Annotated in this window: 8 protein-coding genes and 3 pseudogenes; 7 read left to right on the top strand and 4 right to left on the bottom strand. The window is 62.6% G+C overall.

Translation table 11 applies throughout. From position 1 onward, the window contains the following. Positions 1-4: 4 nt before the first annotated feature. Positions 5-1,645, bottom strand: a pseudogene (locus SHTP_RS17630) (tryptophan halogenase family protein). Between the two features lie 646 nt (positions 1,646-2,291). Here SHTP_RS17630 and SHTP_RS17635 point away from each other — a divergent pair. From SHTP_RS17635 to SHTP_RS17655, 4 genes and pseudogenes are all read left to right on the top strand, one after another. Continuing rightward, positions 2,292-11,799: pseudogene (locus SHTP_RS17635) on the top strand (amino acid adenylation domain-containing protein). Positions 11,800-11,818: 19 nt separating this feature from the next. Beyond that, positions 11,819-12,331: a flavin reductase family protein gene (locus tag SHTP_RS17640; RefSeq protein WP_096371302.1), complete on the top strand. Its 513-nt coding sequence runs from the start codon at positions 11,819-11,821 to the stop codon at positions 12,329-12,331. Between the two features lie 119 nt (positions 12,332-12,450). Beyond that, positions 12,451-13,653, top strand: coding sequence for an ISAs1-like element IS2404/ISMul1 family transposase (locus SHTP_RS17645; protein ID WP_420873021.1), 1,203 nt, complete (start codon positions 12,451-12,453; stop codon positions 13,651-13,653). Positions 13,654-13,926: 273 nt separating this feature from the next. Next, positions 13,927-14,601 carry a class I SAM-dependent methyltransferase gene (locus SHTP_RS17655; protein WP_231991159.1) on the top strand — a complete coding sequence of 225 codons (675 nt, stop codon included), beginning with the start codon at positions 13,927-13,929 and terminating at the stop codon, positions 14,599-14,601. Here the strand turns inward: SHTP_RS17655 and SHTP_RS17660 are convergent. From SHTP_RS17660 to SHTP_RS17670, 3 genes and pseudogenes are all read right to left on the bottom strand, one after another. Next, positions 14,598-15,800 (bottom strand): ISAs1-like element IS2404/ISMul1 family transposase, encoded by a 1,203-nt coding sequence (locus SHTP_RS17660; protein WP_420873022.1) that lies wholly within the window; start codon positions 15,798-15,800, stop codon positions 14,598-14,600. The genes SHTP_RS17655 and SHTP_RS17660 overlap by 4 nt on opposite strands. A 564-nt stretch (positions 15,801-16,364) precedes the next feature. Continuing rightward, positions 16,365-17,887: pseudogene (locus SHTP_RS17665) on the bottom strand (nitrate/nitrite transporter). A 223-nt stretch (positions 17,888-18,110) separates the two neighbouring features. Continuing rightward, positions 18,111-18,614, bottom strand: a complete 504-nt coding sequence (locus SHTP_RS17670) for an LppP/LprE family lipoprotein (protein ID WP_096371305.1) — start codon at positions 18,612-18,614, stop codon at positions 18,111-18,113. 417 nt (positions 18,615-19,031) lie between these two features. Between SHTP_RS17670 and SHTP_RS17675 the strand changes: the two genes are divergently transcribed. The 3 genes from SHTP_RS17675 (at position 19,032) to SHTP_RS29865 (ending at position 25,591) form a co-directional block, all read left to right on the top strand. Continuing rightward, complete coding sequence (locus SHTP_RS17675) at positions 19,032-23,240, top strand: bifunctional nitrate reductase/sulfite reductase flavoprotein subunit alpha (RefSeq protein WP_096372536.1); 4,209 nt, start codon at positions 19,032-19,034, stop codon at positions 23,238-23,240. Between the two features lie 732 nt (positions 23,241-23,972). Beyond that, positions 23,973-25,187 carry an adenylate/guanylate cyclase domain-containing protein gene (locus SHTP_RS29860; protein ID WP_265338854.1) on the top strand — a complete coding sequence of 405 codons (1,215 nt, stop codon included), beginning with the start codon at positions 23,973-23,975 and terminating at the stop codon, positions 25,185-25,187. After that, on the top strand, positions 25,154-25,591 hold the full coding sequence (locus SHTP_RS29865; protein ID WP_265338801.1) for an adenylate/guanylate cyclase domain-containing protein: 438 nt from the start codon (positions 25,154-25,156) through the stop codon (positions 25,589-25,591). The genes SHTP_RS29860 and SHTP_RS29865 overlap by 34 nt, the downstream gene beginning before the upstream one ends. Positions 25,592-25,607 lie beyond the last annotated feature (16 nt).

The following is a 25,607-nucleotide window of genomic DNA, read 5'->3' on the forward strand; positions in this document are numbered from 1 at the left end:
CTACTCAGGCGACGAACGTGACTTCTGGCTTCATCGGATCGTTGGGCTCCATGTCCTTGCCGTGGAGCTTGAGCAGATACTCGTAGTTGGAGGGCAACGTTTCAACCAGATGCCGCTGCTTTTGCTTCACATCGAGGAACAGCGCATCCGCTTCGTGGATAGCCTCCGACTGGTAGTTGATCGCCGGCAGTGTGTGATCAGGCAGCACCCCCAGACCGGCGAAAATGCAGTAGTAGCTGCCGTTGGTCCAGAAGTTCTCGAACTCCGCGTCGAAGTTCGAGTAGTACGACGACTCCGTGGCAATTGGCGGATTGACCGGCACGCCCGCCTTGTACATCGCAACCTTCTCCTTGATGGAATCGGTCAACGTGAGTTCCTTGTTGGCGCGCCAGAATTCGGTATCGGTGCGAGGCGAGAAGTAGAAGTGAGCCTGCAGGAAATCGCGGGTCTCGTCGAATAGGGTATCGATCTTTCGGTTGAACCGATCGATGAGCACCGGGTCAAAGCGGCGGTCCGGGAAGTGCTTGGCCAACTGGTATAGGGCCGCGTAGATCAAAAAGATTCCGGTCGACTCCAACGGCTCCAGGAAGCACGAGGAGAGGCCGACGCTCACCACGTTCTTCACCCACGACCGGCGGTTGCGTCCCACCCGGAACCGAATCTTGTTCAGCGGCGTGTCTTCCGGGTCGAGTTGCCACAAGTTGCAGAAGTCGCGAATGGCCTCGTCTTGTGATGCGAATTGACTGGAGTACACATATCCCGACCCGAACCGACCGAGCAACGGCGTGCGCCACGTCCAGCCGGACTTCATTGCGATCGCCGAGGTGTAGGGCTCAATACCGTTGGCCGCATCGTCATGCCGGATCGGTGTGGCGACCGCACTGTCACACAGCAGGTGGTCGTTCATATCGATGAACGGCTCGTTCATCGCTTCATTGATCAGCAATCCGCGAAAGCCCGAGCAGTCGACAAACAGGTCTCCATCGAGTCGGCGACCTTCCTCGGTTCGAAGCGCGGTGATGTACCCGTTGCTGTCCTTTTCAGCCAAGGTCATCTTTTCCTGCACGTGCACGACACCAAGGTTCTTGGTGGCGAAGCGTCGCAAGAAGTCCGCTACCAGCGCCGCGTCGAAGTGCCAGGCGTAGTAGGTGGCCTGAGTCCCGCCCAGGTACCGAGGCGCCTTCATGGCGTCCATGATCGCGGGCTCACGGAAGCACGCATAGTCGAAAGGCTCGGAGGTTCCACCCTTTAGCTGATTGCGGGCCCAAAAGTGCGACAGTGGAATGTGCTGCGGGGACGGCAGCAATCCGAACGGGTGGTAGAAGTGGTCCGGCCTCCCCCGCCAGTGACGGGCAACAGGTGATCCCTCACCCGGGGTGCGCCAGTTGATGAACTTGACCGCGGTCTTGAAGCTGGCGTTGCACTCGCGCATCCACTCGTCCTCGGGGATGCCGAGGAAGTCAAACACCACCCGCTGCAAATTCGGGACGGTGGCCTCGCCGACGCCGATACGCGGAACGGAGGGCGCCTCTAGGACGATGATTTCTACATTGCCCTACAGCGCCTTCCCAAGATATGCAGCCGTCATCCATCCCGCGGTGCCACCGCCGAGAACTACGACCTTCTTGATCAGGTTGTCATCCACAGACTTCAATTCCTTTCCGATTGGTCGGCCGATCGCATAGGTGCGGTCTGGTCCGGGTGCTCTGACGTTGCTGGCGTGTCGCTCCAGCCAGTGCGGGTAACGACGCAGTCCCGAGCCCGATCACGGGGCGACAGCGATACGGCTGCTGTGGGAAGGACCGACTTCCACACTTTGGCGGCGCCGCTGGACGCCGCGAAACATCCACTGATCTTGGCCTTTTCGTCTCCCGGCCAGACGTCCAAGCCGGCTAGCTGGCCGCCCGGACTCGAGACAGCCCGCGGCAAGGCACACCCGGGGGGAAGCAAGGGCCGTGCCGCGGGCCGAGTCCAGGACGTGGGTGGCACTACGGTCGAGCCGTGCGACCGCCGACTCAGCCATCCCAGCCGGTACATGTAGCTTATCTATGTTATTAACCATCGGCCGCACTTCAGGGATAGAGGCCGACAAGATGGCAAATCGATGCTAACCCGCTCTTGGCATGGCGACCTTTCGCTGTGGGCCCAGTAGACGCCGCCCAACAGTAGGACCGCATCTCCGGTAACGTCAACCAATTAATTAGTATTGTTATTGACTAGTAACTGGCGTGTCTATTCATGTTTAACACAGCCGCCGACCGGCCGGCGCCAACCGAATCGAGAGCACGCGGATGACGGCTACCGTCCAGGACGAGACAGCGGACGACGGCGCCAAGCAGCCTATCGGCAAACATCAAGCGGGCGCGGATTCGCTCACCCCGCCAAGTGCAGATTGCACCTTGGGCAGAGGCCGCGCTGACGCTCGACAGTTCGGCATTGCGCGCACCACAGCCGACGGCGACCGGGTCGACCTGCCGAGCCTGGTCGCGGAAGCCGAACAGATGGGCGGCACAACACCAGTTCAAGCGGCTCTTCTGGTCGTGCACCACGCGGCTCTGCAAGCAGTACTCCGATACGGAAGCCGAAATTTACAGTCGCGTCACATCGAAGATATGCGCTCCGGAAATTTGGTATGCGCGCTCGCTATCACTGAGCCCGATGTGTCGGGGTCCAATCTGCGCGGCCTCACCAGCAAAGCAGTCAGAGATGGCGATGATTGGGTGATGTCCGGGGCGAAGTCCGCCATCACCGGAGCACCGTTGGCCGCATTCTTCGTCACTCTGATCCCGTTCATCGTTGAAGGTGGCGTGGCGTTGACGGCCGTGTTGGTGCCATCCGACAGTCCGGGAGTCACCATCCAGCCTCCCGAGGACATGTATGGATTATGGTCCGTGCCGATCTCTGGCGTTCGCTACGAAGACGTGCGCATACAGAGCTGGCAAATTCTTGGCGAAGTCGGCAGCGGGGTGGACGTCATCGGTGACAGTTTGCTAGTTGGACGAATCTGCGCGGGTGCGATCAGCCTTGGCGTGCTGAAACGCGGCGCTCAATTGATGTACCGCTTCGCGTCACGCCGGCAGGTGAGCACCGGCCGCCTTGCCGACGACCCGGTGTTCCAGCGCCGGATCTCTCGCATCACGGCCGAAATTGCCGCCGTGGAGGCCCTACTCTCCACCATCACAACGGAATTCGAGGTACCCCAGGAAATAGCTCTAGCGCTGAAGGTGGCCTCCTCGGAGTTCGCCCACCGCGCCACCGACGATGCGATGCGAACGCTCGGATGGAGAGGCTACATGGAGGCCAGCGGCGTGGCCGAACTGATGCGCGATGTCCGCTTCCTGCGGATCGGCGAGGGGCCCTCTGAGGCCCTGTTGACCGAGTTGGGCAGCCGGTTGGCCGCGCACGACGACACCATCTACGACTGGATCGCCGACCGTGATCCCTCATCGGATGCAACTAGTCGGCTACGCGAGACGGTCAGCGAGCTCACCGCAGAAAGCTCGACTGGCCTCTTCTGCGACCTTGGCTGGTTTGGCGTGTGGGCGATCCTGGATGCGGTCGTACCGCGGGGATCCGCGGCCAGCGCCCTCATTGAGAACGCTTGGCATCTGGCCCGTGTCAGCGTCGCGGCGCGACCGGCAACGGGTAGCGATTTTCTGCAGTCAATACCAAACTTTGCCGACTCGGTCGGTAGGCTCGACGAGTTTCTGTCCTGCCACGCAACGGAAATCGATCCGACGCTGCACCCCACACGGGGCAAAGCCAGCCAAGGCGAGCCACTCGTCGGACCCGAAGCTCCAGGTTGGCAAGAGACCGTGCACGACCTGGTCTACGCCCAAATCGCGCGAACCCCTGATGCAATCGCCCTACGAGACGCCAGCGGGCACAGGATCACCTACGCCGAACTCGGAGAGCACGCGGACGCGCTCGCCAACCGCCTTCGCGCGCAGGGAGTGCGAAACGGCGATGTCGTCGGGGTCTTCCTCAGCCGCGACGCTCGGATGGCCATCGCCGCAATCGCCGTTTTGCGGGTCGGCGCGGTATTGCTCATGCTCAACCCTGCCCACCCAACTCGCCGAGTGCGCGACATGATCGCTGACGCGGACGTCGGCTGCATCGTTGCGGACGAGCAGACCCGCGCGCTGCTTCCAGCGAATGCGCCAGAGTTGATCATCGCCGATGGCAGCGGCGAGCCCGGTCCGGTGATTTCGCGATCGGACCCACGTGCTCCCGCGTACATCTATTTCACATCCGGTTCGACCGGGCGCCCCAAGCCGGTGCTCATCTCGCACCGTTCGCTGGCCAATCAACTGCTGTGGCGACGTGACGAACTCGGCCTAGGTGTCGGCGATGCAGTGCTGCAGACAACCGAACCAACCTTCGACATCTTTCTGTGGGAGATCTTTGGCCCACTGTCGGCCGGTGGCCGACTGGTGTTCCCCGCGCTGGGCCCCGGCGAGTGGAATGCCCATCAGATAATCGAACACATCCGGCGACTGGGTATCACGGCGATGCAGTTCGTGCCGTCCCAACTGGCCGTAGTACTCGAGGAGCCAAGGCTGCGCGAGTGCCGCAGCTTGCGGTATGTATTCTGCGGCGGCGAGCCACTACCAATAGCGCTGTGCCGCAGGGTAGCCGAAGCACTCCCCCATGCGGAGATGGTCAATTACTACGGGGCTACCGAGACCACCTTCGATGCCTCTTTCTGGCGAGTCGACGTCACTGACACGGCGACCTGGGCACCCATCGGTCGCCCGATCGCCAACGTTCGCCTATACATTGTGGACGAGGAAGGTGCTCTCGTTCCCGAGGAGCAGGCGGGCGAGCTGTGGATCGGCGGAGCCTGCGTGGGGATGGGCTATCGCGGCCTACCGGCTTTGACCGCGGAGCGCTTTCGTCCGGATGTGCGCTCCGCGGAACCGGATGCGAAGGTGTATCGCACCGGTGATCGGGTGCGTCAGCGAGCGGACGGGACGCTGGAATTCCTGGGGCGGATGGACCGCCAACTCAAGTTGCGCGGTGTGCGAATCGAGCCGACCGAGGTGGAGCGGGCCCTGTGCGGGCACCCCGGCGTCCAGCAAGCGGTAGTCGACATCAAGGAACACGGCTCCGGCGAAAGAGTCCTCGCGGCATACATCGTTGCCAGTACCCCCGAAGCCGTAGTCGACCCCGATGCGGTGCTCGAGACCGCGCGCAGAAAGCTTCCCAGCACCATGGTGCCCGGCGCGGTGATTGTGCTCGACGCTCTACCCCGCACGCCGGCGGGCAAAGTCGACACCTCGGCACTGCCACCGGTCCCGGCCATGACTGGCGCCGCCGGTTCCAGTGCGTTACCCGAACGACTCGTCCCGCTAGCCAACATCTGGGAGGAGATACTCGGCACCCCGGTGACCAATCAGGAAGCGGACTTCTTCCGGATCGGCGGGCACTCCCTGGCGGCATCGCGGGTGATCATCCGGGTTCGCGAACGGATGGGCGTGACGCTTCAGTTGCGCGACTTCGTACACGCCGGAACCCTCACCGCCCTAGGTGATCTCATCGAACAGCGATCCGGGCAGGTATCACCCGCCGATGAGGCCGCGATGAGCGGACCCACTCCGGCCGACAGATCCACGCCTCTGCCGTTGGCACCAATGCAGGCAAATCTGTGGTACTTGCAGCAGCTGGTGCCGACGATGACGGCCTACAACATTCCCGCCGCCGTCCGAATCCGAGGCCCCGTGGACGTCGCCCGCATCGAAGGCGCGTTCACGTCGGTAGCGGCCCGGCATGAAGCGCTGCGGACGATCTTCCCGCAGCACAACGGGCAGCCGACTCAAGTCATCCTCCCACCGGGCCCAATCCCACTGCAGCAGGTCGATCTTCGCGATCTTCCCGAGGACGACCGCGAACCGGCCGCCATCGGGCGGATCCAGGAGATGTTGGCCCTCCCGTTCGACTTGTCGGATGCACCGCCGGTGCGGGTACTGCTCACTACCGTCGCCGAGGATGACCACTACCTGGCCTGGAGCATGCACCACATCGTCGCCGACGGCTGGTCGGCCGCGGGATTGTTGAACAGCGAGTTGAGCAGGGCCTACGGGACTTCGCCCGATGACCAGGCCCTGCCGCGCTTGCCCATTCAGCCGATTGACTACGAGCAGTGGATGGTGCACTGGCTGACGGCACAGCGGCGCGCAGCGTTGGAAGGGTATTGGCGCGATCAGCTATGTGGCACCCCGCCTGAAATCGACATCCCGCGAGATTTCGTCCGCCCCTCCGTCGGGAAGTTCCGAGGCGCACGCGTTCCGATCTCGATCGGCGATGGTGACCGGGCTGCGTTGCGGGACATGGCGCGCCGGCACGGCGCCACGCCATACAGTGTGCTGGTCGCGGCATTCACGACTTGGGTTGCCGGCCGGGGCCAGCAGCGCGACATTGTCGTCGGCGGAGTCACCGCAGGCCGCAACCACTCCAGCATCGAACACGTGATTGGCAATTTCGCCAGCATCCTCCCGTTGCGCTGCCGGTTGGGTGACAACCCGACATTCGCGGAGCTGGTGGTACGTACCCGTGACGAGATCCGGGCGATGGTCGACCACAGTGCGCTGTCGTTTCCCGACATCGTCAATGTCGTCCGGCCAGAACGACTCGGTACTCGCAACCCGATCTTCCAAGCTGCCGTGTCGCTATTCGACGGTGGTATCTCGCCGCTACGCATCGACGGCGCGCAGGTCAACGACATCGGTGTCGATCCCGGATCGGCCAAGTTCGACTTGCTGGCCTCGTTCACCGACGACGGTACGGCGCTGTGGGGTTTCCTGGAATACGACGTCGAGCTGTTCTCACAGTCGACAGCTGGGCGGCTGGCGGCCGAATTCGTCGAGGCACTGGGCTTGCTTGCCCGGACGCCCGGATGCCGCAGCGAAGACTACGTCGACCGCCTCCGATCTGCCCAAGACATTGGGCCCGCACCCCTGACCCTCGCCCAACAACGGATTTGGCTGCTCGACCGGTTGAACCTTGGCGGCCCCGAGTTGTGCTCCCAGCGATACTTCGACCTACGGGGCGAGATTGACGTGACGGCGCTATGCCAAGCACTCGACCTTCTCGTGCAGCGCCACCCAGCCCTACGAACAGTGTTTCCCTCGGATGAGCGCGGTGCGCACCAGATCGTTGGGATGCCCGCCGATGTCGCGGTGCACGACCTGCGCGACCACAATCCTGCGGAGCGCGAAGCATTGCTGACAACGCTAGTCGAATCCGATGCCGCCACGCCGATAGACATCACAACGACCCCTCCACTGCGGGCGACGCTGTTCGTGGTCGACGAGGGCCATGTCGTCCTCGGCATGAACTGTCACCACATTGGCGCGGACGTGTGGGCGGAAGCGACGATGTTCGCCGAGCTATCCAACATCTATGCCGAATTGGACGAGGACGGCGCGAATTCCAAGGCCGCCATGAGCCCGGGAACACCGTTCGCGGAGGTCGCTGCAACAAGGACCATGGGGGAACTGGCGCATGCCGAAATCGCCGATGCGTCCCGCCCGCCGAACGCCGCGAGCGTGGAGTTCTGGACGGCCACGCTGAGCGATGTTCTAGGACGGCTCGAGCTTCCCACCGACCTTCCGCAACCGCCCGTCCTGTCATTTCGGGGTGCCCGAGTCGAGGTCCGGTTGCCCGGCGACATTCTTCGGCGCCTTGACGACTTCGCCATGGAGTCAGGCGTGGATCGCTCGACCGTCGTGCTTGGGATGTGGCAGCACCTCCTGCACCGCTACAGCGGTCAAGAGACGGTGCTGGTGGGCGTGCCAGTGCCGAACCGGCCATCCGAGGTGCCCCCGGCAACGATCGGCTATTTCTCGAACCTACTGCCGGTGCGCTCAGACCTGTTGCCCGAGTTGACAATACGGGCCCAATCAAACCGTACGGCCACCCAGCTCGCCGAGGTGACCGCCCACGGCGAAGTTCCGTTCGCCGACTTGCTGGAACGCTTTGGCACGCGGCTGCAAAAGTCAGCGTCGCTGACTGAGGTGTCCTTCGTACCCGAAATCGCCCTCGCCCGCGGTCCACGGTTCGACCGGGTGCAAACCACTCCCGTGCCACATGATCCCAAGCGCGCCCTGTTCAAGCTCGGACTGGTCCTGCAGTCCGACGACAAGGATCTGTATCTGACCTTCGATTTCAGCACCGCGCTGTGGGCCCCCCGGACCATCGAGCGGATGGCCCAACACCTGGTCACCCTTCTCACCCGCGGGTTGGCTGAGCCGGACGTCCCATTGAGAAGCTTCGCCATGCTGACCGATCATGAAATCGAAGAGTTGCGTTCTGTCGACGGGCGTCGCGATATCCCCCATCGGCACCGAACATTGCACCTGGGCTTCGAAGCCCAGGTGGACGCGGCTCCGAAGGCAGAGGCCGTTCGGTCCAACGGGAGCGGCCTGACCTACGCGGAGCTCGACGCGGCGGCCAATCAGCTGGCCAGGTTATTGATGTCCAACGGGGTAGTCCGCGGGAACAAGGTGGCGCTCTTGCTCGAGCGGACCCATCTCATCCCGATCGCTGTGTTGGCCATCGTCAAGACCGGTGCGGCCTATGTCCCAATCGATGCCAGCTGGCCGGCAAGCCGGGCGGAGCTAGTACTTGCGGACTCGGCTCCCTCAGCCATTCTGACCGAATCCTCGTTGCGGCACGTGGTGGCCGGATACGACACCACGATCCTCGAATTGGACTCGATGGAGATCTCCGATCAACCCACGCAACGGGTCCAGGTCGAGGTCGACTCCGAAGACGTCGCCTACGTCATCTATACGTCGGGGTCCACTGGCCGCCCCAAGGGTGTCGAGGTAACCCATCACAACGTGATGCGTCTGTTCAGTGCGACCGAGGAACTATTCACCTTCACCAACAAAGACCGTTGGTCGATGTTTCACTCCATCGCGTTCGACTTCTCGGTCTGGGAACTCTGGGGGGGCATTGCTTCACGGCGGGTGCGTGGTGGTGGTTCCTTATCTGGTGACCCGAAACCCGGTCGCATTCCGCGAGTTGCTCACCGCCGAGCGGATCACCGTCCTCAACCAAACGCCCTCAGCATTTCGGATTTTGCGCGACGCGGACGCCAACACCAACGCCGGACTCTTCTTGCGCTACGTGATCTTCGGCGGGGAGAACCTGAGTTTTGCTGATCTGCTCCCCTGGATCGATGCGCACGACGACGCACGCCCCGAACTGATCAACATGTACGGCATCACCGAGACAACGGTGCATGTGACGTTCCGCCGGGTGCGTCGCGAAGATGTCCTCGGCGCCAACGGTTCCAACATCGGCCGCCCGCTGCCGGACCTGGAATGCCTGCTAACCGACCCGGCGGGCAATCTGGTCCCCTACGGAGTGCGGGGAGAGATCTGCGTTGGCGGTCACGGGTTGGCCAATGGGTACCTGGGCCAGCCGGAGTTGACTAGCCAGCGTTTCATTCCACACCCGTTTCGCGGCGGGGAGCGCCCCTACCGATCCGGTGATGCCGGGCGACGCTTGCCCAATGGCGATATCGAGTACCTGGGCCGTCTCGACAACCAGGTCCAGCTCCGGGGCTTTCGCATCGAACTCGGCGATGTGGAAGCCGCGCTCCTCGCGCTCGACGGAGTATCGGCCTGCCATGCGATGGTGCGCTCCGATGGAGGCGAATCCCGTTTGGTGGCCTACGTTGTCACTCACTCCGGCGAACAACCGGAAATCGGGCCGACCCGTCGGAGCCTGGCAGCGCGCCTACCTGACTACATGTTGCCGGCAGCCATTGTCGCCGTAGAGTCGCTGCCGCTCACCGTGAACGGCAAGATCGACCAGAAGGCGTTGCCGGAGCCAAAGAGGGCTTCCACACGGGCGACCAGCGACGGTGCTGCGCAAACCACCGCCACTGCGGTACGCACCTCGACGAAAGATCGTGACGGCGCCGTGCTCGATCAGATCCGGCACCTCTTCGCTCAGGCTCTGGACCTGGACTCCGTTGCTTCATCGGACAACTTCTTCGAGATTGGTGGCGACTCGATGCGCGCGGTGCGGGTCTCGGTCAAGGCCAAAGAACTCGGCCTCGCGGTATCGGTGCAAGATCTGTTCCAGTATCAAACGCCGGAGGAGCTCGCTGCTGGGCTGACGTCTGCCGAGTCAGCCGAGAACGACACTTCAGGCGTTGAATCCTGGTCAACGGCAATGCTGTTGGAGTCGGATTTCAGGGCGGAGGGCGACCGACCCGCAACCGCGACAGACGCCTATCCATTCGCAGCCTTGCAGGCGGGGATGCTCTTTCACAGTAGGGTCGACGGGCCCAGTGTCTATCACGATGTGTTCAGCTACCTGGTCCGGGCGCAGTGGGACGAGACCGCCTTCCGCGCCGCCCTGGACGAGATCACGGCCAGACACCCGATTCTGCGCACGACCTTCGAGCTCGCCGCATACTCGCAGCCACTGCAGATAGTGCACGAATCGGTGGCAACACCACTCACAGTCGTTGATCTGTCCGGTCTTTCGGAAGCCGAGAAAGAGGCTGCACTATCGCGGTGGATGGACAACGAGGCCCACTCACCCATCGAATGGCAGAGCTGCACCCCATTTGGGGTGGTAATCCATCTGCGTGATGGCAACCGCTTCGAACTTGGGCTGACTTTCCACCACGCACTGCTGGACGGCTGGAGCGTGGCGGAACTGCAACGCGACCTCCTGAGCAGCTACGACACCTTTCGGAGACATGGAGCGGCGCCGTTCCGAGCGCCGCTGCGGACCAGCTTCCGCGACTTTGTCGCACTCGAGCGTCAAGCGGAGCGCAGTGCCTCGAAAGTGTTCTGGCGCAAACAGCTTCAAGGGCTCGAAACCACGCATTTTACCGGGGAGCGATCCGGCTCCAGCCGCCTCGAGACCACATGGTGGGAGTTTCCGCGTGATATCGAGGCGCGCCTGTCAGAGGTGGCCCGCAATCGCCGCGTACCGCTGAAGAGCACGCTGCTCGCCGCACACATGGTGGTCAACGCCCCACTCGCCGCTACCGACGATGTGGTCAGCGGCTTGGTCGTCAACGGCCGGCCGGAAACCGACGACTCCGCCCACGTACTCGGCATGTTCCTCAACACGGTCCCGCTGCGGATGCGATTGACCTCGACCGACTACATCGGGCTCATTGATGAGGCCTTCGCCGCAGAACGTGCTGTGCTGCCGCATCGTCGAGTCCCGTTGCGGACAATTCAGCGCGACATCGGAATCGGCGAACTCTTCCAGACGGCGTTCAATTTCGTCAGCCTGGACCAAACCCGGGACACGGCGGATCCCCCCGCGGAGCGGTCCGTGACCATACGGCGAAAACTGATCGAACACACCAACCTTCCCCTGGTCACCGTGTTCGTGAAAGAGAACGACACGCTTGGCATCGGAATCGAATTCGATCCGCGCATCCTGCAAACCGAACAAGTCAGCGCGATCCTCGATGCCTACCGTGATGCGGTTGCTGCCGTCGCGAACGGAGGGTCGGCACCGTTGCCCAGGTTCGGGACGGAAGCTGCGCTGAATCTTCTCCATCGCACTCGCCGTATCGCTGCACACATATCCGACGATGCGTGCTCCCGGGTTCGCGAGGATCTAAGGCGAATTTGGGAAGACGTGTTGGACCGGTCCGTGGACACCACCGACAGCGTGGGAGATAGCGGTGGCGACTCCATTCACGCACTGGTACTCAGCGAGCGGATCGCAAAGGCATTCGCCTGTGATCCCCCACTCGTGCAACTCCTTCAGGGCGCCACGGTGGAGCAACTTGCCGCACTACTGACCGACTAACCAGGAAGACGAGTCCACGATGTCTGTTGACGCACCAAACACCGCGGCCGAACAGGGCCCGGAGATCCTTACACCGGACGTGTTCCGCGAGTTCATGAGCAGCTATCCCAGCGGCGTAACCATTGTCACCACCTACGACCACGATGGCGCTCCTCGCGGATTCACCTGCTCCTCGATGTGCAGCGTGACCATGGAGCCTCCGACCTTGCTGCTGTGCGTGAACACCCGCAGTACCACCCTGGATGCGGTTCAAGACTGCACACGCTTCGCCGTGAATCTGTTGCACAGCGGCGGCGAGTCCGCCGCCCGCGTCTTTTCCTCCGTTCAAGAGGACCGCTTCAGCAAGGTTCGCTGGCGAGCGAGCACCACAGGCGGACTGCCCATTCTGTACGAAGACGCCCACGCCATCGCTGAATGTCGGCTCACGGCCACCCGCAACGTGGGAACCCACACAGTTCTATTCGGCGAGATCGACGCCATCATTCTGGATCACCAACCGCTCCACTACCAGGGCTCCGGCGTTGTTGATTAGCAGGCTTGTGAGCTGGGTTGATGATCTTTGGTGCCGCGCTATTGGGGCCGGAGTGTAGGCACGGGCTATCTGGAGAACGATCGAGTTGGTTACTGTTCGTCGTTGGTCTGGAGTTGCCCGTGCCTACCGTTTCAGTATTGCCTGTGTCGTCGGTTCCAGAGGTGTTCGACCGCTGGAGTCCTGGTGAGCGCAGCGAGCTCATCGGATCGGAGTTTCTCGATGTGTTGGCCTCGGTGCCAGACCCGAGGGACCCACGCGGTCGGAGGTATTCGCTGATGGCTTTGTTGGCGATCGCGGTTCTGGCCACTGCCGCGGGGATGCGCGGCTATGCTGGTTTTGCCACATGGGCGGCCACCGCTCCCGATGATGTGTTGGCCCAATTAGGGGTCCGGTTCCGGCGGCCCAGTGAGAAGACCTTCCGCGCTGTTTTGTCTCGGCTAGACCCCGCCGACCTCAACGCCAGGATGGGCAGTTACTTCACTGCACACGTGGCCAGCAGCGACCCCAGTGGATTGGTGCCGATCGCGTTGGACGGCAAGATGCTGCGTGGTGCTTTACGCGCCAAAGCGACAGCCACGCATCTCGTGTCGGTGTTCGCCCACCGTGCCCGATTGGTGCTCGGTCAACTCGCTGTCGCCGAGAAAAGCAATGAAATTCCCTGCGTACGTGCCCTGCTCACGCTGCTGCCGGGTAGCTTGCGGTGGCTGGTCACCGTGGATGCGATGCATACCCAGGTCGTCACCGCGAAGTTGATCTGCGCCACCTTGAAGTCGCACTACCTGATGATCGTCAAGTCCAACCAAGCCAAAATACTTGCGCGTATCACCGCGCTGCCCTGGGCCGAGGTGCCCGCAGCCGCTACCGACGACTCCCGCGGCCACGGCCGTGTCGAGACCCGCACCCTGCAAATCATCACCGCTGCACGAGGAATCGGCTTCCCCTACGCAAAACAAATCATCCGGATCACTCGTGAACGCTTGATCACCGCCACCGACCAGCGCAGCGTGGAGGTGGTCTATGCCATCTGCAGCCTGCCGTTCGAGCACGCCCGCCCTACCGCGATCATGACCTGGATGCGTCAACACTGGGGAATCGAGAACAGCCTGCACTGGATACGCGACGTCACCTTCGACGAAGACCGTCAAAGGGCACATACCGGAAACGGCGCACAGGTCCTAGCAACGCTACGCAACACCGCGATCAATCTGCACCGCCTCAACGGCGCCGACAACATCGCCGAAGCCTGCCGGATCACCACTTTGACCGCCAACCGCCGCCTAGACCTCCTCAATCCACAATTCCCCAGCTCACAAGCCTGCTAATCAACAACGCCGGAGCCCTGCGCCGATACCGCATACGACCTGGGAATATTCAACGACAGTTTCTATACGATTGTTCTACTCACCGCCATCGCAACATCCGTAATGGCTGCACCGATCCTTCGAATTGCCGCGGCACGAATTGCGATCGATCCGGACGATGAAATTCGCCGACAGGACGCCCTCCCAGAAGCTTAATAGTCGACCTCTCAACAGTTCCGTTAGAGAAATCCAGCGGAATATCAGCACCGCCAGCAGAGTAAGGAGCAACTGACCATGCACGCCGATCGCCAGGAATTGACCCGGGAAAAATACAACAATATTGCAACACAATATGCCGCCGGTATGATAAACATGGCGCTCTACCATGATTTGTGCCAGAAGCCGGTCATCATCGACGCCCTCACCGAAGCTGCCGGCAAGAGCCTGCTCGACCTGGCCTGTGGCGACGGGTTCTACACGAGGCAGTTTCGCACTCTTGTCAAAGCGGGACCCGTCAGCGGCTCCGACCTGTCAGCTGAGCTCATCAGCCTCGCAATGAGTCAGGAGAACCAGAAGCCGCTGAGGATCGACTACCGGGTCGACAATATCTTGAATCTGCAGGAATCGCGGACCTTCAATACCGTGACAGCGATTCATCTTCTTCACTACATGCCGGATCCGGTGAGGCTGGAAACCGCAATGCGCAACGTTTATCGGTTGCTCGAGCCAGGCGGCCGTTTCGTCTCCTTCAGCTTCAATCCCGATTTCCGAATCGAACTCCATGACAAGAAGGACTCGGAGGAGAAGTTCGGCTACTACGTCTCCAAGGCCGAGGAAAAAAACGGCGGGTTGGATCATTTTCATCCAGCCCGAGTCGAGGGCCTGGTGTTCGAAGTGTACCGGTGGCATAAATCCTGCATCGAGGATATCGCATCGGTGGTCGGGCAGGGCTCCGGCGTTGTTGATTAGCAGGCTTGTGAGCTGGGGAATTGTGGATTGAGGAGGTGTAGGCGGCGGTTGGCGGTCAAAGCGGTGATCCGGCAGACTTCGGCGATGTTGTCGGCGCCGTTGAGGCGGTGCAGATTGATCGCGGTGTTGCGTAGCGTTGCTAGGACCTGTGCGCCGTTTCCGGTATGTGCCCTTTGACGGTCTTCGTCGAAGGTGACGTCGCGTATCCAGTGCAGGCTGTTCTCGATTCCCCAGTGTTGACGCATCCAGGTCATGATCGCGGTAGGGCGGGCGTGCTCGAACGGCAGGCTGCAGATGGCATAGACCACCTCCACGCTGCGCTGGTCGGTGGCGGTGATCAAGCGTTCACGAGTGATCCGGATGATTTGTTTTGCGTAGGGGAAGCCGATTCCTCGTGCAGCGGTGATGATTTGCAGGGTGCGGGTCTCGACACGGCCGTGGCCGCGGGAGTCGTCGGTAGCGGCTGCGGGCACCTCGGCCCAGGGCAGCGCGGTGATACGCGCAAGTATTTTGGCTTGGTTGGACTTGACGATCATCAGGTAGTGCGACTTCAAGGTGGCGCAGATCAACTTCGCGGTGACGACCTGGGTATGCATCGCATCCACGGTGACCAGCCACCGCAAGCTACCCGGCAGCAGCGTGAGCAGGGCACGTACGCAGGGAATTTCATTGCTTTTCTCGGCGACAGCGAGTTGACCGAGCACCAATCGGGCACGGTGGGCGAACACCGACACGAGATGCGTGGCTGTCGCTTTGGCGCGTAAAGCACCACGCAGCATCTTGCCGTCCAACGCGATCGGCACCAATCCACTGGGGTCGCTGCTGGCCACGTGTGCAGTGAAGTAACTGCCCATCCTGGCGTTGAGGTCGGCGGGGTCTAGCCGAGACAAAACAGCGCGGAAGGTCTTCTCACTGGGCCGCCGGAACCGGACCCCTAATTGGGCCAACACATCATCGGGAGCGGTGGCCGCCCATGTGGCAAAACCAGCATAGCCGCGCATCCCCGCGGCAGTGGCCAGAACCGCGATCGCCAACAAAGCCATCAGCGAATACCTCCGACCGCGTGGGTCCCTCGGGTCTGGCACCGAGGCCAACACATCGAGAAACTCCGATCCGATGAGCTCGCTGCGCTCACCAGGACTCCAGCGGTCGAACACCTCTGGAACCGACGACACAGGCAATACTGAAACGGTAGGCACGGGCAACTCCAGACCAACGACGAACAGTAACCAACTCGATCGTTCTCCAGATAGCCCGTGCCTACACTCCGGCCCCAATAGCGCGGCACCAAAGATCATCAACCCAGCTCACAAGCCTGCTAATCAACAACGCCGGAGCCCTGGGTGGTCGGGTTCACCGATATTGAGTGGCGGTCTCCATTCGTAGCGAAAGCCGGGCTAGATGAATTTGGTGCCGACTTCTTCGAGAACCACATCAATAATCCACAAGGAAAGTTGCTGATCCTCACCCGCTAGGTCGGACCCGGCCAGCTTGGCGACCGGCACCAGTGGGCAGGCCCTTGTTTGGGCGTCAGGGTTTCTTCGGCCTGCCGGGTTCCGACGCCAGCTGGCCGGGGGCGATCGCCGCTCTTGCACTCGACACCCCATAACGCGCGGGCCGATCGAGCCGCACTGGGCGTTGCGCAGCGCGACCTGGCCAGCGAACGTGCCGAGGCGGTCAACCGGGCGCCCACGATCGATGCCCCGTGCCGCCCGCCAGCACTCCGGTTGACGGTCAGCCGCATCCGCGCGTCGGTGCGAGCCCTAGGAGCCAAGCAGCTCCGCCGCCGCGGGTGCCGGCTGCGGTGCGATAGCCGGCGGCAGAGCCTGAATGCCAACCACCGGGCGGCGCACGTAGACCTTCCACGTCAACGCGGCCGCGCCGGCGTAGAACACCATGAAGAGCCAGAACGCGTCGGTCGTCGTGCCCGTAGCGACGAAGGACTCGCGCAATGCAAGGTTGATCCCGACCCCGCCGAGAGCGCCAAGCGCCGAGACGAACCCGATCACCACCCCGGAGATGACGCGCGGCCGGTCGCGGTGATCGAGCCCTCCGGCACTCGGGCCATGATCCAACGAGCGCCCACATGCCGCGAAGATCGTCGGAATCATCTTGTACACGGACCCGTTGCCCAAGCCGGCCAAGACGAACAGAGCGATGAAGCAGACGAAGTAGCCGGTCATGGTGGCTCCGCGCATCGGGCCACTGTGCCGACCTTCCAGGCTGCTTGCGCTGATCAACAGCCCGGCAACGACTGTCATCGCAACGAATACCACAAGGTGATCCGGCTCCCGCCCAGCCGGTCGGCCAGTCTGCCACCGTAGATGCGGGCCACCGCGGCAAGCAGCGGACCGAGGAACGCCAGTTCGGCCGCGTGCAGGGTGGCCTGGGCAGCGTGTTCGCCAATCGCCATGAAGTTGGTCTGCAAGACCTGCCCGAAGGCGAACGAGAACCCGATGAACGAGCCGAAGGTGCCGAGGTAGAGCAGCGGCAGCAGGTAAGTGTCGCGGTTGGCCAGGACCGTGGTGACGATCGGGCGCATATGACGGGCCTTAACCCGGTGCTGCGCAACGTTGTTCATGGACAGCGCCACTCCGATTGCGGCGATCGCAAGGAACACCGAATACAGCGCGCAGATCAGGTACGGCTTGCCTTCGCCGGCAACGGCGATAATCAGCAGACCCATCAACTGGGTCGCCGGAACGCCGAGATTTCCTATGCCGCCGGCAATTCCGAGCGCTGATCCTTTGAGTCGGTGGGGGTAGAAGGCGTTGGCGTTGCTCATCGAGGCCGCGAAGTTGCCACCGCCCAGCCCGCTTAGCGCCGCGCACACCAGATACGGCCAGAGCGGCAGGCCCGGGTGCAGCAAGAGCACCATGGTGCCAACGACCGGAAGCAACAGCACGGCCGCCGAGAAGGTGGCCCAATTTCGGCCGCCGAAAACCGTGGTGGCAACCGAATAGGGGATCCGCAGGCCAGCCCCAACCAGTGTCGCGACCATGTCGAGCAGAAACTTGTCGCCGGCAGAAAAGCCATAGACATTCTCGGGCATGAACAACACCAGCACCGGCCACAGCGTCCACACCGAGTAGCCCAGGTGCACGGTCACCACCGACCAGAGCAGGTTGCGCCGTGCGATGCGCTTGTTGCCGGCCTCCCAGGCCACCAGATCCTCAGCGTCCCAATGGGAGATGTGACGGGAGCCACCCCAGCGTTTGGTTACAGCATTCGAGCGGCCGGGACTGCTCTGCGACTCTTCGCGTTGCAGCAGCATCTGCTGTTCCATCACCCTCCTTAGACCCGCCTCCTGAGAAGCGACAACGATTTCCCAGCGTGCCAAAACTCGGGCCGCCAGGCACCTCGTAGGCAGCCTGAAACTGCTGGGGAACTGCTGTAAAACTGCTGTAGAGAGGGCAAATCCAGTGATGTCGAGCACACCACTGGCGGGTTTGGGGGTGCTTCACAGCGAGTAGTTGCTGAGGCGAGACGAAAACGACTGCTTAGCGCGGCTATTGGTGTGGTATCGGACCGAGCGCTTTGAGCTTGCCGTCCGGCCCGACCTGGAATCGCACGGTGCCGCTACCGGTCGGACAGCACTGCGGATCGCTACCCACCCGCCACTGGTACTGGACCGTCACGGTGTCCTGGCCAGAGGGCAGCACCCTTATATAGGGCTTCGGGTTTCGAGTTGGTGAACCCAACGCGGTGTTGTGGTCGAAGAACAGCAGCTGTTGCGGAGTCGACTCGGAGGCAATGGTGGGGATTATCTGCACCCAGTACAAGCGGCAGTTCTTGGTGTGTCCCCGCGCGATTTCGACCCAAGTCGAGTTCGGCACCCCGACGGGAACCGCGGCAATGGCTTGACGCACCGTCTGGGAGCTCGGCCCATCGGAGTTCTTGCAGGTATCCGGCGCGGTAGTCGGCCGTGGCGCAGACTTGTGGCCGCAGCCGGGGGCACCCAAACCCAGGACCAGCCCCAGGATCATCAGAATCACGCGCAGGTGACGGTGCATTTCGCGAGCTTAGCGAAGTCTGTGAACCCGTTGGACAACGTCTGTAGACCCCGAAATACCGAGGTCAGGATCACGGCGTGGGAAGGCGCGTCTCGCGAGCTTGACGCAAACTGTGAATGTCCCCCGGATTTCGTCAAAACCCCAGCTCAGGCGAATAATGATGGTGTCTTCGGCGGTAGCCTGGCGACAGATAGCCGGGTCGACGAAGACCTTGGGATGACCGGAATCGGCTCAACTGCGTAACCAAGGTTTTGGTGCCGTTTCCAACAACGCACCGGCAGGCCCGGCCCGCTGCGAGGAAACCGTAAAACGGCCGAAACCTTCGACATCCCGCGCTGAAACATCCTTATCGCAAGATTTCAGCGCATAACCTCTTGTGCAGCAGGGAAGAAAGGATGCGGCGTGGCCAGGGAACTCATGGCGCCCAACAAGGACGCCGTGAAAACCGTGTGTGCGTACTGTGGCGTCGGCTGCGGGATAGTGCTGCAAACTACGACCGACCCGCAGACGGGAAAGCGTCGCGTCGCCAAGTCAACTGGGGACAAGTCGCATCCGGCCAACCTCGGCCGGTTGTGCACCAAGGGAACGACCACCGCGGACCTGCTTGCCGCGCCCGGCCGGATGGAATCGGCGCACCTGCGGGCCCACCGAGCGGGGCACCTGGAATCCATCCCGATCGACGATGCCATCACCCAGTGCGCCATGCGGTTACGCGCCATCATCGATGAGCACGGGCCGGACGCCGTCGGCGTCTATGTGTCAGGACAAATGTCGATCGAGGCCCAGTACCTGGCCAACAAGCTGACCAAAGGGTTCATCGGCACCAACCAGATCGAATCCAACTCTCGGCTCTGCATGGCGGGTGCGAGCTCGGGCTACAAGCTGTCGTTGGGAGCGGATGGTCCGCCGGGCTCGTATCAGGACTTCGACCACGCCGACGTGTTTCTGGTAATCGGCGCCAACATGGCCGATTGCCACCCGATTTTGTTCCTGCGGATGATGGAACGCGTCAAGTCCGGCGCCAAGCTGATCGTCGTCGACCCACGGCGCACGGCGACCGCCGACAAAGCCGATCTGTTCCTACAGATCGCGCCGGGCACCGACCTCGCACTACTGAACGGCCTGCTGCACCTCATCGTTGAGAACGAACAAACCGATCCGCAGTTCATCTCCGAGTTCACCGAGGGATGGGAGGTGATGCCGAGTTTCCTCGAGCAGTTCACCCCCGACCGGGTAAGCGAGATCACCGGCATTCCCAGCGAGGACATCCGCACCGCGGCACGCTGGATCGGTACGGCGGCGAACTGGATGAGCTGCTGGACAATGGGGCTCAATCAGAGCACTCATGGAACTTGGAACACCAACGCGCTGTGCAACTTACATCTGGCTACGGGCGCGATCTGCAGGCCGGGTAGCGGCCCCTTCTCCCTCACCGGCCAGCCCAATGCCATGGGCGGACGCGAAATGGGCTACATGGGGCCGGGTCTGCCCGGACAACGCTCGGTGTTGTCGGCGCCGGACCGGGAGTTCGTCGAGGAGCAATGGGGTCTACCCGGTGGGGCGCTGCGCACCGATGTCAGCGGCGGCGTCATCGACATGTTCTCCCGCATGGCCGACGGCGAGATCAAGGCGTGCTGGATCATCTGCGGCAATCCCGTTGCCACGGTAGCCAATCGCAAAACCGTCCTGGCCGGCTTGGAGAAAGCCGAATTGGTGATCAGCCAGGACGCGTTCTTTGAAACCGAGACCAACGAGTACGCGAACGTCTTGCTGCCGGCCGCATTATGGACCGAATCCGACGGCGTGATGGTCAACTGCGAACGCAACATGTCCTTGTTCCCGAAGGCCGTTGATCCGGTCGGTGACGCGCTACCGGACTGGCAGATCATCGCCCGGATCGCTTGCGAGATGGGTTTTTCGGAGTCGTTCAGCTATAGCTCCGCCGCTGAGGTATTCGAGGAGATCAAGCGCTTCTCCAATCCGGCAACCGGATACGACCTGCGCGGTATCAGCCACGACAGATTGCGCGAAACCCCGCTGCAGTGGCCGTGTCCGCCGGACGGCGCGAGCAACCGAAGCCCGATCCGCTACCTCAACGACGGTGTCAGCCAGCTGCAATTCGTTCGCGCCGATGGCACCGTCCCGCGGCTGGCGTTCCCCACCGCAACGGGGCGTGCGGTGTTCTTCGCCCGCCCGCACCTGGTGCCCGATGAGATGCCCGACGGCGACTACCCATTCCTACTCAATACCGGGCGCCTAGCCCACCAGTGGCACACGCTGACCAAGACCGGCAAGATCGCCAAGCTCAACAAGCTCAACCCCGGCCCGTTCGTTGAGGTTCATCCCGACGACGCCGCCGATATGCAGATCTGCGAAGGCGACCACATCGAGATCGCGTCCCGCCGCGGCCGCGCCGTGTTGCCGGTGGTGATCACGGACCGCGTCCGGCCCGGCAACTGCTTTGCCCCGTTCCACTGGAATGACGCATTCGGTGAATATCTCTCCATCAACGCCGTAACCAACGACGCGGTAGACCCGATATCGCGCCAACCGGAATACAAGGCCTGTGCGGTCACCCTGACCAAGGTCGCCAGGCCGCAGCTGCAACCAGAACCCGGCGAACCCGCCGACGCCTGCGCGGATGCGACAGCACCCAAGCTGCTCGCCGATACAGCCCAATTCAGCGTGACGCAGGTCGACGCTCTTGCCGAGCTATTGGGCGTCGCAAACGAACCCACCCCGCAGTTCGGTCCGTTCGCCCGCTCCTACCTGGCGGGCCTGATAGCCGGGCTGCGTTCAGAAACCGGTCGACGCATGGCCGGGGTGCCGACCCTGCCCATCAGTTCTCCCTTCGATACCGGCACCCGGCTGTGGCTCGACGGCCTACTCGCGGGCATGTTCGCACGAGCCGAGACACCCCCCGCCTTGCCGTTCCCCCAAACGCCCGGTGCCGCTGCCCAATCGGACAACGCCGCCGAAGCTGCCGTCGAGCAACCCCCGATCGTGGTGTTGTGGGCGTCGCAAACCGGCACCGCCGAAGAACTCGCCGCCAGCGTCGCCGCACAACTGAGCGCCGCCGAGCTGCCGGTTGTACTGCATGGCATGGACGAATTCGCGGTGGCCGATCTGGTGTCCACCCAACGGTTGCTGCTTGTCACCAGCACCACCGGGGACGGGGAACCGCCGGACAACGGTGCCGCCTTCTGGCGCGAGCTCTGCGCCGCAACGGCCCCGAGCCTGGCCGGCACGCGCTATTCGGTTCTCGCGTTGGGCGACTCCAACTACGCCGACTTCTGTGGCCATGGGCGCGCCCTGGACCACCGGCTGGCCGAGCTGGGTGCCTCCCGCATTACCGACCGCGTCGACTGCGAGCCCGACTACGAAGAGTCCGCCGCCAGGTGGCTGCAGGAGGTACTCGACGGGCTGCGCCGCACGGCCCCGCCGGTCATCACCGCCGAGCCTGTTCGAGCAGCCAGCATCGCCAGCCGCCCCCAGGGCTACACGAAGAAGCGCCCATTGTTGACCAGCGTGATGCGCAACACCACACTCAGCAGGCCGCGCTCGGCCAAAGACGTTCGACAACTGGTATTTCGGGTTCCCGAACAAACGGTCAGCTACGAGGCCGGGGACGCTCTTGGGGTGTGGCCACGCAATGCCCATCAGCTTGTCGACGAGTGGCTGGGTGTGACCCGGTTGGACGGCCACACCGAAGTCGAGGTCGCCGGCCACGGGACGATGTCGTTGCGCGCCGCCCTGACAGACCGCTTCGAAATCGCACACCTGAGCCCGGACCTGCTGCGATTCGTGGCGCAACGGACGCTGGACTCCAACACCGCGAACCAACTTGCCGAGCTGATGCGCCCGGAGAACAAAGCCGCCCTTGCCGATTGGACCTGGGGCCGTCAGTCGGTCGACCTGCTCGCCCAGTCACCGGTCCGCGCCTCAGTCGACGAGTGGATGAGTGTACTCAAACCCATTCAGCCCCGGTTATATTCGATTTCGTCCAGCCCCAAAGAGCACCCCGGTGAGGTTCATCTGACAGTCTCGCCGGTGCGCTACAACTTTCAGGGCGTCCCTCGGCGTGGAGTGTGCTCGACCTATCTGGCCGACCGCAGCCCCAGCGATCAAATTGCGATCTATGTGCGCAAATCCAGCAATTTCCGGCCTCCAAGCGATCCCCGCACACCGATGATCATGATCGGGCCGGGAACCGGGATCGCGCCGTTCCGGGGATTCCTGCAGGAACGACGCGCCCTCGGCCACACCGGGCCAAATTGGCTGTTCTTCGGCGAGCAGCATGCCGCGACCGACTTCTACTACCGCGATGAGATACAGGCCATGCATCGCGACGGTCTGCTGACCAACCTGGACCTGGCGTTCTCCCGGGATCAGCGAGACAAGGTCTACGTGCAGCACCTGATGCAGCAGCGCGGAGCACAGCTGTGGCAGTGGCTACAGGACGGGGCGCAGGTATACGTCTGTGGCACCGCCGACCCGATGACCAAAGACGTTGACCGCATGCTCTGCCAGATCGTGGCCGAGCACGGCGGCCTGGACCCAGAGTCTGCAACTGCTTTTGTCCACGCGCTGAGCGCGGACAAGCGCTACCACCGCGACGTCTACTGAGCCTGGCGATCGAATCCGGCCAGCGGTCGCAGTGGATTGCTCGCGACAGTGAGCCGGCCCCGCTTGGACACTTCCCCGCTCGAGCGTTGCTCTACCCGGCCACTGACCTTCTGGCACACGTACTCGCTGGATCCAACAAAAACGTGACGTAACCAATACTGACTAGGCAAACGTGATCTCGGTATCAGCCCGGGCCGTGTTGGGCTGCTCGGTCGCGGCAACCAAGCGAATATCGGCAGGTGACCAATAGCATTGGACTGCTGATGCTTCCACCGGAGCTGCGCGATCTGTGATGGCCGAAAGGCGCGATATCCCAGTGCCCGGTTGGCTACCGAAAACTCCACCCCAGCCGCTGGCTTCCAGGCCTAACGCTGCGGCAGTCAGGCCATTCATATCCCCTTATGGGGTAACATCTTCGGTAACGCAATCGGCATTCACATGGTGTTTTCGTCACGACTGAAGCCCCGCCGCAGAGCCGTTTCTCCCGTTCGGGCGTTGTTGCCTCTATCGCGAGACCTACAAACAGGCCCGAATTCCCAATACAGGAGGTCATATTTGGACCCGGAACGGCCCGGACCGGCGAGCACCGATCCCAGCCCTGCCAGACTGGCCGGCGAGTCGACCGCGTCTCCCCGACGCCTGCCGATCATGATGGTCCGGAAATCTACCGACGACCTCGCCGCATCGCTGCGGTGTGGATCCAGTGCCAGGCCAGTGCTATTCGGCTTCATGATGATCTCGAACCTGGCCGGCGTTGCTTTGGTTCTGGTCCTGGTCATCGTGGCGATCCCGACCCCAGACATGTTCGCACCAGAGGTTCTGTGGATCACCGAGGGGGTCCTGCCCGTCTACGTTGTCATGGCAATGACCTTCGGCTGGGTGTGGCTCATCAAGCGGGTCCTCGCCGGATTGCGATGGGAGAACGACAATCAGCCGTTGACGGCAAAGGACCAACGCAACGCTTTCCTCGCCCCCTGGCGCCTAGCCCTGGTTCCCGTGGTCTCGTGGACGATCGGTTCGGCACTGTTCGCCGTCCTTTACGGACGCGTCAGTTACGAGTACGTCCCCAAGATCATTCTCGGCACCAGCCTAAGTGGCATCGCACTGTCGGCTACCTGTTACTTCTTCGCCGAGCTGATGCTGCGGCCGGCGGCCACCATCGCGCTTGGCGGCGGGCAGCCCACACGGCGTCTTGCCCCCAGCGTGATGGGACGCGCCACGACGTCGTGGGTGTTGGGCTCGGGTGTTCCACTGGTGGGGATCATCCTCGCTGTCGCGTTCGCGATGTCGCAACAACACCTGACCAGGAACGATCTTGGGCTCGTGCTGTTGTTGCTGGCGCCGGCCGCGCTCGTCTCGGGCGTGCTGTGCAACATGATCGCGGCCTGGCTGACTGCGACGTCAGTGCGCGATCTACATTCAGCCCTCAAGCGTGTGGAATCTGGTGACCTTGATTGTCAGCTCGATGTCTTCGACGGGACCGAGCTCGGCGAACTGCAGCGCGGCTTCAACGCAATGGTTGAGGGGCTGCGCCAGCGTGAACGGATCCGGGACCTGTTCGGCCGTCATGTCGGGCGTGACGTCGCCGCTGCCGCCGAGGACCAGAGTTTCGAACTTGGCGGCGAAGAGCGCTGCGTCGCGGTTCTTTTCGTGGACATCATCGGATCTACCCGTTTGGTGACCGCCCGCCCTCCCGCCGAGGTTGTGCGGCTATTCAATCAAATGTTTGCCGTCATCATCGACGAGGTGAGCCGACGCAACGGACTGATCAACGAGTTCCAGGGCGACGGAACTCTGGCTATCTTCGGCGCCCCGATCCGGGCGGTTTACCAGAAACCGACGCGCTGGGCGCCGCCCGCGCGATCGCTCATCGACTCGCCAACGAGGTACCCGAGTGCCAGGCCGCGATTGGAGTGGCCGCGGGAGCTGTCCTGGCGGGCAATGTAGGAGCATTCGAACGGTTCGAATACACCGTCATCGGTGAACCGGTCAACATCGCGGCGCGATTGTGCGAACTGGCGAAATCGGATCCACACCGCGTCCTGAGTTCGGCTGAGACAGTGCAGGCGAGCGCCCCCGACGAGAGCCAGCACTGGACATTGGGCGGGCACACGGTGCTGCGGGGCCTCGACCGGCTTACGCAACTGGCCAGCCCCAACGACTGCCCACCGGCCCCCGTGACACACATGTGGTCGAGTCGTTGCCGGCGCAGATCCGCACATCCGGATTTCCGTCCAACATGGTTCGGTGATCGGACTGGGAGCAGCCGCGGTTCCCCACTGAGATCATGCGCACGCTACTTGTGCCGCATGCGGGTCCAGCAGGGTCATGTCGGCCAACCAAACCCGTGAGTTGCGGTTGGCATCA

This window comes from Mycobacterium ulcerans subsp. shinshuense (assembly GCF_002355775.1).
Taxonomy (GTDB): Bacteria; Actinomycetota; Actinomycetes; order Mycobacteriales; family Mycobacteriaceae; genus Mycobacterium; species Mycobacterium marinum.

Bases quoted from the DNA above. Each gene is read 5' to 3' on its own strand.
- SHTP_RS17675 (WP_096372536.1), top strand. From the start codon at position 19,032: ATGGCGCCCAACAAGGACGCCGTGAAAACCGTGTGTGCGTACTGTGGC.
- SHTP_RS17655 (WP_231991159.1), top strand. From the start codon at position 13,927: ATGCACGCCGATCGCCAGGAATTGACCCGGGAAAAATACAACAATATT.
- SHTP_RS17640 (WP_096371302.1), top strand. From the start codon at position 11,819: ATGTCTGTTGACGCACCAAACACCGCGGCCGAACAGGGCCCGGAGATC.
- SHTP_RS17670 (WP_096371305.1), bottom strand. From the start codon at position 18,614: ATGCACCGTCACCTGCGCGTGATTCTGATGATCCTGGGGCTGGTCCTG.
- SHTP_RS29860 (WP_265338854.1), top strand. From the start codon at position 23,973: ATGATCTCGAACCTGGCCGGCGTTGCTTTGGTTCTGGTCCTGGTCATC.